The organism is Arthrobacter sp. H-02-3 (genome assembly GCF_003097355.1).
Lineage (GTDB): Bacteria > Actinomycetota > Actinomycetes > Actinomycetales > Micrococcaceae > Arthrobacter > Arthrobacter humicola.
Genome location: NZ_PYUI01000031.1, coordinates 24538 through 41688, shown reverse-complemented (window position 1 = coordinate 41688; position 17151 = coordinate 24538). Strand labels below are relative to the sequence as shown.

Sequence of the window (17151 nt, the reverse complement as noted above, 5' to 3'; positions counted from 1 at the left end):
CCCTGTTCCTGAATCAGGGTATCCAGGGACTCCAGCCACTCGGCGGTCTCTTCCGGATCACGATCAGGCAGCTGGTTTGTCAACCCGCTGAGGATATGGGAGGTATCTTCTCCTGCAGCCACGTCCAACCTCTCTTTGAGCGCATCCATCGGCACCCTCAGCTCCGGGCAGGGTGACTGCCTGGCGTGAACGCGACGTGTGCGACATATCGGTTACAACAGCCCGGTCGTATGCGCCGGGCAAGGTCCAATCACGGTACGCCTGCCTGTGTCATCAGTGGGGCGGTTGCCCGCACAGGCGTAGTCGTCATCAGCCACTCTAGCCGTGCGCGTTGACGGATGCGTAGCCGCCGCATGGACCCCCCGACGTATTTCACGGGCATACTGGTTGTGTGACCGCGGGCTGCCCGTCAGCTTTCGGATCGCCCTGTGTGACGCAGAATATGGCGGATCGCGGGGCCAACAGCTTGAAGCGAAGGCTCAAAGGGTGTTGGCTTGGAGTAATGGAAATCACTAGTGCCATTGAAAACATGAAGCACTTCACAAAGCATAGGAGCAACACGTGAGCGAGGCCGACGCCGCCACTTCGGTAAATGTGGCGGAGAAACTGGGTTTCAAAGACGGGGACCTGATTCAGGAATTCGGTTATGACGACGACGTCGACTTCGACTTGCGTGACGACATCGAAGATCTCACGGGCTCGGAACTCCTCGATGAGGACGATCACGAAGTGGTCGATGCCGCCATCCTGTGGTGGCGGGCCGGTGACGGCGACCTCGTTGACACCCTGGTCGATTCGCTGACCACCCTCACCGAGGGCGGCGTCGTGTGGGTCCTGACCCCCAAGTCCGGGCGGGTCGGCTACGTTTCGCCCGCCGACATCCAGGACGCCGCGCCCACTGCGGGGCTCCACTACACCACCTCGGCCGGCGTCTCCAAGGACTGGAGCGCCACCCGGCTGGTCACGCGGAAGAACAAGTGACCCAAGCGGTCCAGAACGACGCCGCCCGGCCGGCCGGCGCCGTTACCCCTGTTCCCGGTGGGGTGCCGGCCGTTGGCGATCCCGCACCGGACTTTGAGCTCGCCAATCAGTTCGGAGAGCCGGTCCGCCTCTCCGACTTCCGGGGCCGCAACGTCGTCGTGGTCTTCTATCCGTTCGCTTTCTCCGGCATCTGCACCGGTGAACTGTGTGAAATCCGGGACAACCTCGCGCTGTTCGAGGATGCCGACGCCGCAGTGCTGGCTGTTTCGGTGGACAGCAAGTTCGCCCAGCGGGCCTACGCCGAAAAAGAAGGCTACGGTTTCGACCTTCTCGCCGACTTCTGGCCGCACGGCGCCGTGGCCTCGGCCTACGGCGTGTTCGACCCCGAAAGCGGCATGGCACTGCGAGGCACCTTCATCATCGACGCCGCGGGCGTTGTCCGCTACGTCGTCGTCAATCCCCGCGGCCAGGCCCGGGACCTTGCCGAATACCGGGCCGCCCTGGCGGGGCTCGGCGGGAGTTGATCCGGTGAGGCAGCGGCGCCCCGGGATCGGCATGACTGGTTTTGCCAGCCTCCCGCCGGTCACGGCCGCCGCGACCTCGGCCGAACTCCAGCGGGACGAGCTCGAGGTCCTGCAGGACATCCACGGTCTTCTCGCCGGGAGCCGGTTCGCCGTGCTGACCGGCGCCGGCCTGAGCACCGATTCCGGCATCCCGGACTACCGGGGCCCCGACGCTGCCCCGAGGGCGCCCATGACCTACCAGGAATTCATCGGCGAGGCGGCGAACCGGCAGCGCTACTGGGCCCGCAATCACATCGGCTGGTCGCACCTTCGCCGCGCGGACCCCAACGACGGACATGCCGCCGTCGCCCGGCTGGAGCACCGCGGACTGCTCACCGGACTCATCACCCAGAACGTCGACCGTCTCCACGAAGACGCCGGCAGCGTCAACGTCGTGGACCTGCACGGCCGCTTCGACCAGGTGGTGTGCCTCGACTGCCTCCGGCGGTACAGCCGCCGGCTCCTGGCCGGGGTCCTCGAGGAACTCAACCCGGGATTCCTGGAACGTGCCCACGCCGCCGGGGCGATTGAAATGGCCCCCGATGCCGATGCCACGGTCGAGGACTCCGGGCTGATCGAATCCTTCGTCGTTGCCCGCTGTCCCGCCTGCGGGGGCACCTTGAAACCGGACTTCGTCTACTTCGGTGAAAACGTGCCCAAAGACCGGGTGGAACGCTCCTACGCCATGGTCGACGCGGCCCGGGCGCTCCTGGTGGCAGGCTCGTCCCTCACCGTCATGAGCGGCCTGCGCTTTGTCCGGCACGCCGCCAAACAGGGCAAAGTCGTCGTCATCATCAACCGGGGAGCCACCCGCGGCGATGACCTCGCCACCATCAAGCTCGACGCAGGCGTCAGCGGGGCCCTGAGCTGGCTTGCCGCCGAGCTGCCCCCGCTCTAGGAAGGGGTCGGACCGATTGGCGCTTGGCCGCTGGCATCCTGTACAGTAGCTGTTCGTTGGTTGAAGCGCTGAGGCGCGGATGCCGCGGTTTGGGTCTTTAGCTCAGCTGGTAGAGCGCCACGTTTACACCGTGGATGTCATCGGTTCGATCCCGGTAGGACCCACCACAGAAAACCCCGTCATGCCGGACCAGATGGTCGGCAATGGCGGGGTTTTGTAGTTCCCGGCGGGCCCGGCGTCACCGGGGAGGACGGCTGCCGGGTAGAGTTAGGTGATTTGTTCAGCCTCGCAAGACCATTGGGGATCACCATGTTCTACGGCGTCACGCGCTACAGCCTCTTCTCACCCGGATCGCACTCGTGGAAAACGTCGCGCAGTGGGGTTTTCAAGACCCCGGATGACTACATGCAGTACCTGTTCTCGGAAAAGCGCCTTAACCTCCGTGCCGAGATGTTCTTCAACAAGGCCGTGCCCGCGCTTGCCGTGATGGCGGAAAACCATGACTACAAGCATTTTGTGATGTACTCCGAGCTGCTCCCGAAGCGCCACCAGGACATCTTGTTCGCGGCTGCGGCCAAGTACCCGTTCCTGGTGCCCGTGGAGTGGAACGAGGTGGTCCGGGGAACCGGCATCGAAGAAGTGCTGCCCCTGGTCGAGGAGGACCTCGCCGGCAAGTTTGACGCTGCCGACGGCGTGCAGCCGGTGGTGTGGTTCCGGCTCGACGACGACGACGTGCTGGCCGCCGACTACCTGACGCACCTTGAGAACTACCGGACCTTGAACCACGTGGGGATGGCCATCTCCTTCGGCCTCGGCCTGACGGCCTACAAGGGCGAACATGAACTGGTGAACCTTCGGGAGTACTACCACCCGAAGTCTGCCCAGGGCATGGCCTTCGTATCTGCCTTCGACCCTGCTCAGCGCCGCCTCGCGATCATTACGCCGGGCCCGCACCACGGCGTGGACCAGATCATGCCGACCATCCTTGACTCCCGGGAGCACATGTTCTTCCAGGTCCGTCACAGCGATCAGGACTCGACCCTGAACGAGACCCCGTACGAACGGGTCGCCGCATCTCTGGCGCGCCTGGATAAGCTCCCGGCCGTGCAATCGGCCGATGTTTCCGCCGAGAAATGGCCGAGCCTATTTGAGGATATCGTCCGCGGCGAACCCGTGGCACATGTGCTGTCCACGCCCGGTTCGGAACCGCTGCGCCTGACCGAGGAGACGGTGCTGAGCTTTCCGCTGGATTCGGGAATCGAAGCCGGGCTGGTCGAGTTTGAGTTTGAGTTCGAGTCGGCCAGGAGGCTTCAGGGAGGATTTGCCGTGGTCTCCTATGATCTCCATGGCGCGGATGGCGTTGATCCCGAGGCACTCGGGCTGCGGAACAGCGCTACCTTCGGGTGGAGCCGGCAGGCATGGTCGAAAAGCTCACAGGGCGTCGTGCGCCAGAGCCTTCTTCTCCCGGACGGGGCCAGCATCTCCGGCATTACCCTGAGGGGCAAGAACCGCCAGCCGGCGGACGTCTTTATCCGCTTGCGCCAGCCTCGCGTCGTGGCCGTGCACGCCGCCGACTAACGACTGAGGGCGGAGTTGTCGCCCGGGCTTCTGAGCCCGGGCCTCCACTTTCCGTCCGGGCGCCGAAAATGTCCGGGCTCCCCCCTAGTGTGACGGGCATGGAGCACGTGATGGTGAAAACAGGCCCGGACGGGCGGCCCCAGGCCGTGCTGCGCGGAGGCAGGGAATGGTTGATCGGGGCCGAACCGGTCCGCTGGTTCGAGCGGGTCAACTGGTGGGAGGCCGAGCGCCGCATGCCGAAGGGACTGAGCCGGGTGGACGTCGAGGTCTGGCAGATCCAGGCACGGCTTGGCCGCAACCGGCAATCGGCCCTCACCACCATGGAAATCGTCCGGGACGGCCTCGGCGGCGGCTGGCGGCTGCGGGAGGCGGTCGCGGACGCCGCATAGGCCGGCGCCCCTAACCCGGGCACTGGAAAACCCGGGCATTGGAAAAGCCTTCCACCGCGACTATTGGGGGATGCCGCGGTGGAAGGCTTGTTATGAATATACCGTGAACATTTGGAAATGTGAAACACGCGGGCAGGATTCCGGCCGGGAGAAATACCCCACTCGATGGCCTAATTCGGGCCCCGAGTGGCCGGGATGTCGGCGCGGAGCCGCCGCGTACCCGCGGAGACCTAGGATGTGTTCATGACCGCCACGACTGCCCGCCGCATCGCCCGAGTCCGCCCGCTTTCCCCTGTTGCCGAGGACGAGCATTTCTTTATCGCCAACGACGCTGCGGACTTTTACAGCGACGCCGGCAAGGTCTGGACGGTGACCGGGACCCCCTTCCCGGGCTCTCCGGCCAACGCCGGCAGCCGACCCCGCAGCGGGTGGGACATCGGCGCGACGGTCCATGAAGGGGAATTCACCTTCCTCGCGCCAAGCATCCCGGCCAACATCCTGGGCATGGCGCACAATACCGGCCGCGCCGGCCGTGACCTGCCTCCGCAGGCCTTCCACAAGGCGGCGACCAGCGTGGTGGGTCCGGGCGACGCCATCGAACTCAGGCCCGGAGTGGGCCGTGTCGAGCCGGAAGCGGAGCTGGCAATCGTCGTCGGGAGCAGGGCCCGGGGGCTGACACCCGGCAACGCGAGGACCGCGGTTCTGGGGTACACCATCGGGAACGACGTCTCGGCCAGAGACCTGCAGCAATCCGACGAGCTGTGGGTCAGCGCCAAGAGCCAGGACACGTTCACGCCTGCCGGTCCCTGGATCGTCACGGATCTGACAGGTGATGACCTCGAGATCGGCATCAGGCACAACGGCGTGGAGCTCAAGACGGCCAGCTCTGCCGATCTCGGCTGGAAGGTGGAAGAAATCCTCGCCTACATCACCTCCTTCATGACGCTGCACCCGGGGGACCTGGTGCTCACGGGCTTCCCGGCCGAGGCCGCCCCGATCGTTCCCGGCGATACCGTCAGCTGCCACATTGCCGGCGTCGGCGAACTCACGAATCCCGTGGCGGCCTCCAGACATTATGATGGTTACTGTTCAGCTGACTGGACGGCATTCGAATGAGTGGCGCGGCGACTGCGCGCGATACCTGAAGGAGAATCATGGCCGATTCCCGAGTTTCCCGAACCTCCGACGGATTGGGGAGCGCCTCACCGGCACCGGCCGTCACCCGCGCCGCCGCCGTGCTGGAGGCCCTGGCCGCATCTGCGACCGGGCGACTCACGCTGAGCGATCTGGCCCGGGAGCTGGGAATCCCGAAGTCCTCAACGTCCAATCTGCTGCTCGCCCTCGAGGACGCCAGGCTGATCAACCGCCAGGGCGCGGAATTCACGCTCGGACGCAAACTGGTGGAGCTGGGTGCGGCCTACCTCAGCCGCCTGGATGAAGTGCAGGAGTTCTACCGGTTCTGCGAACAGGCCCCGACGCTTTCGGGGGAGACCGTCCGCATTGCCATGCTTGACGGAACAAACGTCATCTACCTGGCCCGCTATGAAGGCCACCCTGCGGTCCGCCTGACGTCCAACATCGGGGACAAGATGCCGGTGTCCCTCTGCGCCGTGGGCAAGGCCCTGATAGCGCGCCTGCACGACCACGACGTCGACGAGATGTTCCCGGACGACGCCGAACTGCCGGTCCTGACGCCGAAATCGCTGCGTACGGGGGCCGAGCTCAAGGCCCAGCTCGCCGTGATCCGGGAGCAGGGCTACGCCTTTGAAGACGAGGAGTCCACCACCGGCGTCGTGTGCCTGGCCGTGGCCGTCCCGACGCGCGGTGCGCACGGCCCCAGCCTGGGCCTCTCGGTCACCGCGCTGAAGGCGACCTACTCGGAAGAGCAGGGCGCCATGATGGTGAAGGAACTCAAGGACCTCGCCCGGTCCCTCGGAAATCCCATGGGCTAACCCGCCCGCACGGGGTTCCGCAGGGCCGGCAGGAATAAATCCGATTACTCATTGGCTAGCCGATCACCATGCTGTACGCTGTTCAGCATGGTGATCGACTCTTTGGGAGTTGCTCACATCCCACCAGGCCAACGGGGGTCTGGAGTGTTCTTGAGGGAGTGCTTGTGACAACTAGTACTAATACACCGCTCGCTGAAGCGGACGGCGCCGTCGTCGATCCTGACCAGCTGCGACGGGCAACGCTTGCCAGCTCCGTGGGCTCCGCCCTGGAGTACTACGACTTCTACATCTACGGCCTGGCCTCGGCCCTGATCTTCGGCCCGCTCTTCTTCAAGCCGCTCGGCGACGACGGGGCCCTGATCGCATCGTTCGCCACCTATGGCGTCGGTTTCGCGGCCCGGCCGTTTGGCGGCATGGTCTTCGGGTACATCGGGGACCGGTTCGGCCGCAAGATGGTCCTCATCCTCACGATCGCCCTGATGGGGTCCGCCAGCTTTGCCATCGGCCTGCTGCCGACCTACGAGCAGGCAGGCATGCTGGGCGCCGTTCTCCTGGTGACGCTGCGCATCCTCCAGGGGCTGGGCGCCGGCGCCGAACAGGCCGGCGCCACCACGTTGATTTCCGAGGTCGCACCCCGCCGCCGTCGTGGCTTTTTCGCCTCGCTCCCGTTCGTGGGTATCCAGCTGGGCACCCTGCTCGGCGCCGGGACGTTTGCGCTCATTGCCATGGCGGACAAAGCCGTCCTGGAAGGCTGGCTGTGGCGCGTGCCCTTCCTGGCCAGCGCCCTTCTGATCGTGGTGGCCATCTTCATCCGGCTGCGGCTGAAGGAAACGCCGGTCTTCCAGGAACTGGAAAAACACAAGAATGTGGTGAAGAACCCCATCGGCCAGCTCTGGAAGCACTCCAAGAAGAATGTGCTGATCGGCATCGGCCTGCGGATGGGGGAGAACGGGAATTCCTCGATCTACTCCGCCCTGCTCATCGCGTTCCTGGCGTCCAAAGACGGCGTGTTCCCTGGAGACAAGTTCATCGGCCCGGTGGGCCTGCTCATCGCCGCCGGCTTCGCCGCCGTCATGGTGATCACGTTCGGTGCGCTGTCCGACCGGTTCGGCCGAGTGCCCGTCTACCGCTACGGCGCGCTGTTCCAGGCCGCCATCGCGCTGCCCGCGTTCTACCTGGTGACCCTGGGCAATGTCACCCTCGTGTGGATTGTGATGGTGATGGGCATCGCGCTCGGTGTCCAGTCCATGCTCGGCCCGCAGTGCCCGATGCTGCCGGAACTCTTCGGCTCGCAGTACCGCTTCACGGGCGTGGCCATGAGCCGTGAGCTCTCCGCCGTGCTGGCCGGCGGACTCGTTCCGCTGGTGGGCGCCGCGCTGCTGGCCGCCACCGATCACTCCTGGCTCGTGCTCGCCGTCTACTCGCTGGTGCTGGCGCTGATCTCCTTCATCACCACGTTCTTCACGCCGGAAACCGTGGGACGCGACCTCCTGCTGATCGAGGATGCGCGATAGGCGCACGCGCCCTAATCAGCACGCAGTCCTCAGGACGCCAGGCCGAGGCCCCTTCCAATCCGGGAAGGGGCCGCGGCCGTTTCTGCGACACGGCACGTGCCGCGCGACGCGCAAAATGCCCGGCGCTACCGGGATACCCGCGTCGATGGGCAATGTGCGCGTCGCCGAGCAGGATGCCGCGTCGACGGGCCATATTCGCATCGCGGAGCAGGACTTCGGTCACCGCGGCTGCCGTGCACCAACGCAAAGGGCGGCCCCTCCGTTTCCGGAGAGGCCGCCCCTTGCGATACGCGGGCCTGGCTTTAGTAGAAGTGCACCGTGTCCACGAGGTGGGGGAGTTCGCCGCCGTCGAGGTGGGTGCGCAGGTTGCTGCAGAAGCGCTCGGCGATGAGCCGGTTCTCGGCTGCGCTGAGGGCCGAGGTGTGCGGGGACACCATCACCCTGGGGTGGGTCCACAGCGGGCTGTCCTGCGGGAGCGGCTCCACGGCAAACACGTCGAGGCAGGCATAGGAGACCTGGCCGTTGCCGAGCGCCTCGAGGAGCGCCTCCTCGTCCACCACGGTGCCGCGGCCCACGTTGACGAAGACCGTTCCGGGCTTCATGGCCGCGAAGGCGTCCCGGCCAAAGAGCTTCTCGGTGTACGGCGTGCCGGGAAGGGTGTTAACCACCGCGTCGGCCGTGCTCAGGAGGCCGGCGAGGCCGTCGTTGTCCGTGACCTGCTCGATGCCGTCGATCTTCTCCACGGTCCGCTTGGTCCCGCTGACGCGCATGCCCAGGGCGCGGGCGATCCGCGCCGTCTCGAGCCCGATCTCGCCCAGTCCGGTGACCACGAGGCGGGAGCCGTTGACCAGGCGCGTGGGGGTGCGGAGCTCGGGCCAGAGCTTGGCCGCCTGGTCCTGCGCCAGTTCTGCGCTCCGCTTGAAGCCGTTGAGGATGCCGAGCGCGGCGAACTCGGCCAGCGGCAGGGCGTGGACCCCGGCGGAGGTGGTGATCTTGAACTTCTGCAGCGTCGCGGCGTCCAGGCCCGATGCCTTCACGGCGCCGCCGGCCCCGGCCGCCATGGCATGGATCCACTCCAGGCGGGGATTGCTGCCGGCGATCCTGGCAAGGCCTGCCGGGCTCTCGTTGGGGAACCCGTACAGGACCTCGGCCTTGTTGAGCATGTCCCAGTAGCGCTCCTCCTGCTCCGGCGTCCGGCGGAAGTCCGGATCGCCCGAGTGGTCCGCGGGAAAGCGTTCCGGCGGCAAGAGGTCGGGTTCGTAGAGGACGGTCACGGAAGGATCTACGGCGCGGATGCGTTCCACAAGCTCTGTTTCGAGCGGGACGGCGATTGCGACGGTGGTTTTGGTCGACATGGTGTTCATCATACTGAATGGAGGCTAGGATACTGAACAGATTTCGAAGATTAACCACGACGGAGTGAGGAAATATGGAACTGGACCGAAAGGAAGCCGGGTTTGTCGGCCTCGGGCTGATGGGTGCTCCGATGGCCGCGAACCTCATCAAGGCGGGCTGGGACGTCAGCGCCTGGAACCGCTCACCTGCGGCACTGGACGCATTCGAGGCACTCGGCGGCTCCCGCGTGGCCCGCGTGGACGAACTCCGCGACATGCCGGTCATCATCTTCATGCTTCCGGACCTGTCCTACATCGAGGACTCGGCCGCCGCCCTCCTGGCGGGCTGGGCTGCCGAACCGCCCGCCGCCGGAACCGTCGTCGTCGTCATGAGCAGCGTCTCCCCGTCAGCGGTCAAGGAATTCGGCGCCCGGGTAGCCGGGGCCAGCGGTGGCCGCGCCGTCGTCGTCGATGCTCCCGTCAGCGGCGGGACCAGAGGTGCCGTGGACGGAACCCTCGCCATCATGGCAGGCGCCAGCGAGGACGACTTCCGGCGGCTCCGGCCACTCTTTGACGCGATGGGCGGCACCGTGCGGCGCTTGGGGCCGCTGGGCTCCGGCTCGCTCGCCAAGGCGTGCAACCAGCTGATTGTGGGAACCACGACGGCGGCGCTCGCCGAGGCAGCGGAGCTCGCCGAACGCTCCGGCATGGACGTGCACGCCCTGTACGAGGTGCTCGCCGGCGGCCTGGCCGGCAGCCGGGTACTCGAGATCGTGGGACCCCGGCTTGCCGCGAAGGACTATGAGCCCACCGGACCCGCCAAATTCATGCACAAGGATCTGTCCTTCGTGCTCGAAAGCGCCGCCGCCGCCGGCGCCGCAGCACCGATGGCGGCCTCCGGCGTGGGGCTCTACGCGGAGCTCAAGCGCCAGGGCCTGGGGGACCGGGACCTCGCCGTTGTGCGGCAAGCCATCGCCAACCTTGGCGACGCCACACGTGGAAACACCAGCGACAACACCAGCAACTACCCGGCAGCAACGACCAATTGAGGATCAGCGAACCATGAGTGGACTATTTGACCTGACAGGCCGGACCGCACTGGTCACCGGCTCCAGCCGCGGGATCGGCAATGCGCTGGCCCGTGCCCTGGCCGACGCCGGCGCCACGGTGGTGCTCAACGGCGTCAACACCGAACGGCTCAAGGACGCCGAGGCGGCGATGGCCGCGGACTACCCGCCGGGGCGGGTGCACAGTTGCGCGTTCGACGTCACCATCGACGCCGAGGCCGCCCGGGGCGTCGCCTGGGTGGAGGAGAACGTCGGACCGCTGGAGATCCTGGTGAACAACGCCGGCATCCAGCACCGCGTCCCGATGCTCGACCTCGACGTCGCCGACTGGGAGCGGGTGATCTCCACGGACCTGACCAGCGCGTTCCTGGTCGGGCGTGCGGCGGCCCGGCGCATGATCGCGCGCGGCCGGGGCAAGATCATCAACATCTGTTCGGTCCAGACGGACCTCGCCCGGCCCACCATCGCCCCGTACGTTGCGGCCAAGGGCGGGCTGCGGAACCTGACCCGGGCCATGACCGCGGAATGGGCCGGGTCAGGACTGCAGATCAACGGGATCGCGCCGGGCTACATCCACACCGAAATGACCCAGAACCTGGTGGACGACGAGGCCTTCAACGCCTGGATCCTGGGCCGCACCCCGGCGCACCGGTGGGGGACCGTGCGGGACCTGGCCGGACCCGCGGTGTGGCTGGCGTCCAGCGGCTCGGACTTCGTGAACGGCCAGACCATCTTTATCGACGGCGGAATGACGGTGGTGGTCTGATGCGCGGCGCGGCAGAACTCCCGGCCACGGCCGCCGCCGTGGTGGCCCACGCCGCCGGCGACCTGAGGATCGATGACGTGCCGCTGGCGGTGCCTGCCGCGGACGAGGCCGTCGTCGAAGTGGCCTTCGGTGGTATCTGCGGCTCCGACCTGCACTACTGGCTGCACGGCGCCGCGGGGGAGTCCGTCCTGAAGACACCGCTGGTGCTCGGGCACGAGATTTCCGGGACCGTGGTCCGCGCCGCGGCGGACGGATCGGGCCCCGCCGCCGGCACCGCCGTCGCGGTGCATCCGGCCACCCCCGGTCCGGGTGCGGCGCGCTATCCGGCGGACCGGCCGAATCTCTCCCCGGGCTGCACGTACCTCGGCAGCGCCGCACGCTTTCCGCACACCGACGGCGCGTTCAGCCGGTATGTGAACCTGCCGGTGCGGATGCTCCGGGCGCTGCCCGAGAACGTTGACCTGCGCACGGCGGCGCTGATCGAGCCTGCCAGCGTCGCCTGGCACGCCGTCTCCCGCGCCGGCGACGTGGCCGGAAAGACGGCACTCGTGATCGGCAGCGGACCCATCGGGGCCCTTACGGTCGCCGTCCTCAAACGCGCCGGCGCAGGCCGGATCGTCGCCGTCGACATGCACGACCGGCCGCTGGAAATCGCCGCGGCCGTGGGAGCGGATACGGTCCTCAAGGGCGACGACGCCGGGGCGATCGCCGCCGTCGAGGCCGACGTCGTCATCGAGTCCTCGGGCAGCCACCACGGCCTCGCCTCGGCCATCCAGGGCGCAACCCGCGGCGGCCGCGTCGTGATGGTGGGCCTGCTGCCCTCCGGCCCCCAGCCGGTCCTGATCTCGCTGGCCATCACCCGCGAGCTGGAGCTGGTGGGCTCGTTCCGCTTCAACGACGAAATTGATCAGGTCATCGGCGCACTCGCCGACGGATCGCTGGCGGTGGACCCGGTGGTCACGCACACGTTCACGCTGGACCGCGGAATGGAAGCGTTCGAGGTGGCCAGGAACTCCTCAGCTTCAGGCAAGGTCCTGCTGGACTTCCGGCCGTCCCCGGCGTGAGGGGCGCCGCGATGGTTTCCGCAGCGGACGCCGTGCCGGCGATCCTAGGTGCGTTGGGGCTCCTAGGATCGCCGCCTCAGTGGCGCTCAACGGGTACAAACACCCGCGGCTGGTTCTTCCAGCTCGGCTCCATCTCCGCGATCGTCTCCCGCATGATCCGGTCCGAGGCCTCGCGCGCCGCGGCGGTGTCCCCGGCCGCGATGGCCTCGGCGACGTCCACATGCCACTGCAGCGCAGTCTCCCGCGGGTGGTCCGGCATCAGGCCGTGGACGGTGCGGCCGGTCAGGGTTTCGGTCACCTGGCCCACCATGTTGGCAAACATCTCGTTGCCGGAGCCGGTCAGTAACAGCGAATGGAACAGGATGTCCAGCTCCAGGAACCGGGGCACGTCCCCGGCCTGCCCGGCGTCGCGCATCGCGTGGGAGATCTCTACGAGTTCCTGGCGGAGCTCCTGGGGGGCGTTGGCTGCTGCGAGCTCGGCAGCCACGGGCTCGACGGCGGTACGGAGCTCGGCCAGGGAGCGCAGCTGCGCGCCGCGGCCCTCGCCGGCCAGGCGCCAGCGGATCACGAGCGGATCGAACGGGTTCCACCGGCTGGAGGGCAGGACCCGGATGCCGACGCGCTTGATGGTCTCCACCAAGCCCAGGGACTGGAGGACCCGGACCGCCTCGCGGACCACCGAGCGGGAAACCTTGAGTTCCTCCTCAAGGTGCTCGGCAAGCATGACGTGCCCGGGCGGAAGCTCGCCCGCTACAATCCGGGTCCCGAGGTGCTCAATGGCACGATGGTGGAGGCTGGTTGACATAGTCGTAAGCATAATGCCGCGGGCCTCATCCAGGCCGGGCGGCGGGGCGGGTGCCGGGGATCATAGACTGTTTGTGACGCGCAGTGTTCCGCTACGTGGGCGCTGCTTTCCCGCAACCCGCGGAAATACATATGGTTTATAGACAGCCACTGAACCTCAAGCGCGGGTTCCGCCCCATGCGGCACGACCTGCCCGAGTCCTACATGAACGTCGTACCGGAATCGCCGTACGGACGTGGTGTACAGAAATGAATTGGAGTTTTGATGTCAGCACACATCGGTGTCACCGGCCTCGCGGTGATGGGGGCCAACCTCGCACGCAACCTGGCACGGAACGGCTTCACCGTTGCCCTGCACAACCGGTCCGTGGAAAAGACGGACGCGCTGCTCGCCAAGCACGGTGACGAGGGCGACTTCGTCCGCACCGAAACGCTGCAGGAACTGGTGGACTCCCTGGAGAAGCCGCGCCGCGTCCTGATCATGGTCAAGGCCGGCAAGCCGGTGGACTCCGTGATCGAACAGCTCGAACCGCTGCTGGAACCCGGCGACATCATCATCGACGCCGGCAACTCGCACTACGAGGACACCCGCCGCCGCGAAGCCGCCCTGGCCAAGAAAGACCTGCACTTCGTCGGCATCGGCGTCTCCGGCGGTGAAGAGGGCGCCCTGAACGGCCCCTCGATCATGCCGGGCGGTTCCAAGGAGTCCTACGACGCCCTCGGCCCGCTGCTGGAAAAGATCGCCGCGCACGTCGACGGCCAGCCCTGCTGCGCCTGGATCGGCACCGACGGCGCCGGACACTTCGTCAAGATGGTCCACAACGGAATCGAATACGCCGACATGCAGGTCATCGGCGAGGCCTTCGACCTGCTGCGCTCCGGCGCCGGAATCGAACCGGCCGACCAGGCCAAGATCTTCGAAGAGTGGAACAAGGGCGACCTCGCCTCCTTCCTGATCGAAATCTCCGCCGAGGTCCTCGGCCACGTCGACGCCAAGACCGGCAAGCCGTTCGTCGACGTCGTGGTGGATGCCGCCGGCCAGAAGGGCACCGGCCGCTGGACCGTCATCTCCGCGCTCGAGCTCGGTTCCCCGACCTCGGGCATCGCCGAGTCCGTGTTCGCCCGGGCCCTGTCCTCCCAGGCCGAACAGCGCAAGCTGGCCCAGGAACTGCTGGCCGGCGGCGAGGCCGCCGTCGAGGTCCCCGAGAGCTTTGTCGAGGACGTCCGCCAGGCGCTCTACGCCTCGAAGCTGGTCTCCTACGCGCAGGGGCTGGACATGCTCACGTCCGCCGCCAAGGAATACGGCTGGGACCTGAAGCTGGACGAAATCGCCTCGCTGTGGCGCGGGGGCTGCATCATCCGTGCCGAACTGCTCAAGGAGATCACGAAGGCCTACGCCGCGGCGGAGAAGCCGGCCAACCTGCTCTTCGCCCCGGCCTTCACCAAGGCGATCGCCGACGTCCTCCCGGCCTGGCGCCGCGTGGTGTCCACCGCGGTCCAGCTCGGCATCCCGGTGCCGGTGTTCTCCTCCTCGCTGGCCTACTACGACGGCCTGCGCCGCAAGCGCCTGCCGGCCGCCGTCATCCAGGGCCAGCGCGACCTCTTCGGCGCGCACACCTACGGCCGCGTCGACGCCGAGGGCACGTTCCACACCCTCTGGGGCGAGGACAAGTCCGAGATCGAGGCAGTCGACACCCACTAGCGTGACCCCGGACGGCCGGCGCCTTTCCAGATACTCTGGGAGGCGCCGGCCGTTCGTGTTTCCGGCGACACCTGCCAAGGAGTTCAGCCCATGTCCCAGCCCGTAGCGTTCGTCACCGGTGCATCCACCGGGATCGGCTTTGAAACCGCGAGGAAGCTCGCCGCGGCCGGCTTCACGGTCTATGCCGGGGCCCGCAGGGTGGAGAAAATGGAGCCGCTGAAGGCCTCCGGCGTCAACGTGGTGGCCCTGGACGTGACGGACGAGGACTCGATGAGCGCCGCCGTCGGGGAAGTGCTGGCCGCGCACGGGCGCATCGATGTCCTCGTCAACAACGCCGGCTACGGGACGTACGGCTCGCTCGAGGAGGTGGAGCTCGCTGAGGGGCGGCGGCAGTTCGATGTGAACGTCTTCGGCCTGGCGCGCATGACGCAGCTCGTGATCCCGGCCATGCGGGCAGCGCGTGCGGGCAGGATCATCAACATCTCCTCCATCGGGGGAAAGATGTACGAGCCGCTCGGCGCCTGGTATCACGCGACGAAGTTTGCCGTGGAGGGCCTGAGTGATTCGCTGCGGCTCGAGCTCAAGCCGCACGGCATTGACGTGGCGATCATCGAGCCCGCCGGGACGCAGTCGGAGTGGGGCGCCATTGCGGCGCAGGGCCTGTTGGCCAGTTCCGGGAGCGGCCCCTATGCGGCCCAGGCCAGGGTCGTGGCGGCCGCACTGGGCACCACGGACAACCCCGCCAGCTCGACCCGGCCGGAGCTCGTCGCGGAGGCAATCCTGCACGCGGCCACCGCCCGCCGGCCCAAGACGCGTTATCCCGTCGGCGCCAGCGCCCGGGGGATCCTGCTGCTGCGCCACCTGCTGCCGGACCGTGCGTTCGACGCCGTCCTCTGGAACATTTACAAGCGGTTCCCCGGGTAAGGATGCCTAGATGCGGTATTCGATCAGGTATTCGGCCGGGTCGACGGCGGGTTTGGTCTCGCGCTGGGCGTCGCGGTGGCGCCAGGTGGCGGGCACGCCGGTGACGATGGATTCGGCCGGGGCGTCTTTGACCACCACGGCGTTGGCTCCGATGGCGCTGTCGCGGCCGATCGTGATGGGCCCCAGGACCTTGGCGCCGGCGCCGATCACGACCCGGTCCTCGATGGTGGGGTGGCGCTTGATCTTCGCGAGCGAGCGGCCGCCGAGCGTCACGCCGTGGTAGATCATGACGTCCTCGCCGATCTCGGCGGTCTCGCCGATGACCACGCCCATGCCGTGGTCAATGAAGAAGCGCCGGCCGATGGTGGCTCCCGGATGGATCTCGATGCCGGTGAGGAACCTGGCCAGCTGGGAGATGAGCCGGGCCGGGAACCGCAGGGCGGGGTTTTGCCACAGCCGGTGCGTCAGGCGGTGGAACCAGATCGCGTGCAGGCCGGAATAGGCGAAGAAGTTCTCAAAAGAACCCCGAGCCGCCGGGTCGTGGGACCGGGCGGCGTCGAGGTCTTCCTTCAGTCTTGCGAAGAAGCTCACAAAGACCTTTCTGGGGATTCGTGGGGCAGCGGCCGGACTTAGCCGCGGATGTCGTCGTACAGCACGGTGGAGATGTAACGCTCACCGAAGTCGCAGACGACGGCAACAATGAGTTTACCGGCGTTCTCCGGGCGCTTGGCGAGCTCCAGGGCGGCCCAGACGATGGCGCCGGAGGAGATGCCGCCCAGGATGCCTTCCTTGATGCCGAGATCGCGCGCGACGCGGACGGAGTCCTCCAGCGTGGCGTCGATGACCTCGTCGTAGACGTTGGTGTCGAGGATATCGGGGATGAAGTTCGCGCCGAGGCCCTGGATCTTGTGCGGGCCCGGGGCGCCGCCGTTGAGGATGGGGGAGTCCTTGGGCTCGACGGCGATGATCTGGACGTCGGGCTTGCGCTCTTTCAGGACCTGCCCGACGCCGGTGACGGTGCCGCCGGTGCCGACGCCGGCGACGAAGATGTCCACCTTGCCGTCGGTGTCCGCCCAGATTTCCTCGGCCGTGGTGCGGCGGTGGACCTCCGGGTTGGCCTCGTTGGCGAACTGCTGGGCCCAGATGGAGTTCTCCGTGTTGGCCACGATCTCCTGGGCCTTCTCCACGGCCCCGCGCATGCCCTCGGAACCGGGGGTCAGGACAATCTCGGCGCCGTACGCGCGCAGCATGACCCGGCGTTCCGTGGACATGGTTTCCGGCATGGTCAGGATGACCTTGTAGCCGCGGGCCGCGCCCACCATGGCCAGGGCGATTCCGGTGTTGCCGGACGTGCCTTCGACGATCGTACCGCCGGGCTTGAGGGCCCCGGACTTCTCCGCAGCATCGACGATGGCGACGCCGATCCGGTCCTTGACGCTGTTGGCCGGGTTGTAGAACTCCAGCTTGACTGCCACGGTGGCGTCAAGGCCCTCGGTCAGCCGGTTCAGCCGGACCAGCGGAGTTCCGCCCACCAGCTGGGTTACATCGTCATAGATCGGTGCCATGTATGTATGCCTGTCTTTGAAGAGGGATAACTGAGGTCAGCCTAACGAGCG

Annotated in this window: 17 protein-coding genes and 1 tRNA gene; 14 read left to right on the top strand and 4 right to left on the bottom strand. The window is 67.1% G+C overall.

The features are described from left to right. Positions 1 to 561 precede the first annotated feature (561 nt). The 9 genes from C9424_RS20400 (at position 562) to C9424_RS20360 (ending at position 7875) form a co-directional block, all read left to right on the top strand. Positions 562 to 981 (top strand): DUF3052 domain-containing protein, encoded by a 420-nt coding sequence (locus tag C9424_RS20400; protein ID WP_091256835.1) that lies wholly within the window; start codon positions 562 to 564, stop codon positions 979 to 981. 62 nt (positions 982 to 1043) lie between these two features. After that, the gene (locus C9424_RS20395; protein WP_116768666.1) at positions 1044 to 1505 is read left to right on the top strand and encodes a peroxiredoxin; all 462 of its coding nucleotides are present in this window, start codon (positions 1044 to 1046) and stop codon (positions 1503 to 1505) included. Between the two features lie 31 nt (positions 1506 to 1536). Further along, positions 1537 to 2442 carry an NAD-dependent protein deacetylase gene (locus C9424_RS20390; protein ID WP_442862059.1) on the top strand — a complete coding sequence of 302 codons (906 nt, stop codon included), beginning with the start codon at positions 1537 to 1539 and terminating at the stop codon, positions 2440 to 2442. A 91-nt stretch (positions 2443 to 2533) separates the two neighbouring features. Beyond that, positions 2534 to 2609: transfer RNA gene (locus C9424_RS20385), tRNA-Val, on the top strand. A gap of 130 nt (positions 2610 to 2739) precedes the next feature. Next, positions 2740 to 4020, top strand: coding sequence for a glycosyltransferase (locus C9424_RS20380; RefSeq protein WP_133247556.1), 1281 nt, complete (start codon positions 2740 to 2742; stop codon positions 4018 to 4020). 98 nt (positions 4021 to 4118) lie between these two features. After that, complete coding sequence (locus tag C9424_RS20375; protein WP_202615949.1) at positions 4119 to 4409, top strand: hypothetical protein; 291 nt, start codon at positions 4119 to 4121, stop codon at positions 4407 to 4409. A 243-nt stretch (positions 4410 to 4652) separates the two neighbouring features. Then, positions 4653 to 5525: a fumarylacetoacetate hydrolase family protein gene (locus C9424_RS20370; RefSeq protein ID WP_116768660.1), complete on the top strand. Its 873-nt coding sequence runs from the start codon at positions 4653 to 4655 to the stop codon at positions 5523 to 5525. Between the two features lie 38 nt (positions 5526 to 5563). Further along, a complete protein-coding gene (locus C9424_RS20365) occupies positions 5564 to 6361 on the top strand; it encodes an IclR family transcriptional regulator (protein ID WP_116768659.1) in 798 nt (265 codons plus the stop codon). 164 nt (positions 6362 to 6525) lie between these two features. Next, entirely contained in the window at positions 6526 to 7875 is a 1350-nt protein-coding gene (locus C9424_RS20360; RefSeq protein ID WP_116768665.1) for an MFS transporter, read from the top strand. Positions 7876 to 8177: 302 nt separating this feature from the next. Here the strand turns inward: C9424_RS20360 and C9424_RS20355 are convergent, their stop codons facing one another. Beyond that, positions 8178 to 9242 (bottom strand): D-2-hydroxyacid dehydrogenase, encoded by a 1065-nt coding sequence (locus C9424_RS20355; protein ID WP_116768658.1) that lies wholly within the window; start codon positions 9240 to 9242, stop codon positions 8178 to 8180. A 62-nt stretch (positions 9243 to 9304) separates the two neighbouring features. On the opposite strand from C9424_RS20355, the gene C9424_RS20350 reads away from it, so the two are divergent. From C9424_RS20350 to C9424_RS20340, 3 genes are read left to right on the top strand one after another with little or no spacing between them, the layout of a single operon-like run. Further along, the gene (locus C9424_RS20350; RefSeq protein WP_116768657.1) at positions 9305 to 10258 is read left to right on the top strand and encodes an NAD(P)-dependent oxidoreductase; all 954 of its coding nucleotides are present in this window, start codon (positions 9305 to 9307) and stop codon (positions 10256 to 10258) included. 13 nt (positions 10259 to 10271) lie between these two features. Continuing rightward, the gene (locus tag C9424_RS20345; protein ID WP_116768656.1) at positions 10272 to 11042 is read left to right on the top strand and encodes an SDR family oxidoreductase; all 771 of its coding nucleotides are present in this window, start codon (positions 10272 to 10274) and stop codon (positions 11040 to 11042) included. Beyond that, positions 11042 to 12106 (top strand): L-idonate 5-dehydrogenase, encoded by a 1065-nt coding sequence (locus C9424_RS20340; protein ID WP_116768655.1) that lies wholly within the window; start codon positions 11042 to 11044, stop codon positions 12104 to 12106. Before C9424_RS20345 ends, C9424_RS20340 begins: the two co-directional genes overlap by 1 nt. 76 nt (positions 12107 to 12182) lie before the next feature. Here C9424_RS20340 and C9424_RS20335 read toward each other — a convergent pair whose 3' ends face one another. Beyond that, complete coding sequence (locus tag C9424_RS20335) at positions 12183 to 12911, bottom strand: FadR/GntR family transcriptional regulator (protein WP_091256819.1); 729 nt, start codon at positions 12909 to 12911, stop codon at positions 12183 to 12185. A 263-nt stretch (positions 12912 to 13174) separates the two neighbouring features. Between C9424_RS20335 and gndA the strand changes: the two genes are divergently transcribed. Continuing rightward, the gene (gene gndA, locus C9424_RS20330) at positions 13175 to 14611 is read left to right on the top strand and encodes an NADP-dependent phosphogluconate dehydrogenase (RefSeq protein WP_116768654.1); all 1437 of its coding nucleotides are present in this window, start codon (positions 13175 to 13177) and stop codon (positions 14609 to 14611) included. A 90-nt stretch (positions 14612 to 14701) separates the two neighbouring features. After that, positions 14702 to 15535: an oxidoreductase gene (locus C9424_RS20325; RefSeq protein WP_116768653.1), complete on the top strand. Its 834-nt coding sequence runs from the start codon at positions 14702 to 14704 to the stop codon at positions 15533 to 15535. Between the two features lie 6 nt (positions 15536 to 15541). On the opposite strand, the gene epsC is transcribed toward C9424_RS20325, so the two are convergent. Both epsC and cysK read right to left on the bottom strand, forming a co-directional pair. Beyond that, a complete protein-coding gene (gene epsC, locus C9424_RS20320; protein WP_091253804.1) occupies positions 15542 to 16126 on the bottom strand; it encodes a serine O-acetyltransferase EpsC in 585 nt (194 codons plus the stop codon). Between the two features lie 38 nt (positions 16127 to 16164). Beyond that, complete coding sequence (cysK, locus tag C9424_RS20315; RefSeq protein ID WP_116768652.1) at positions 16165 to 17100, bottom strand: cysteine synthase A; 936 nt, start codon at positions 17098 to 17100, stop codon at positions 16165 to 16167. Positions 17101 to 17151: the final 51 nt, after the last annotated feature.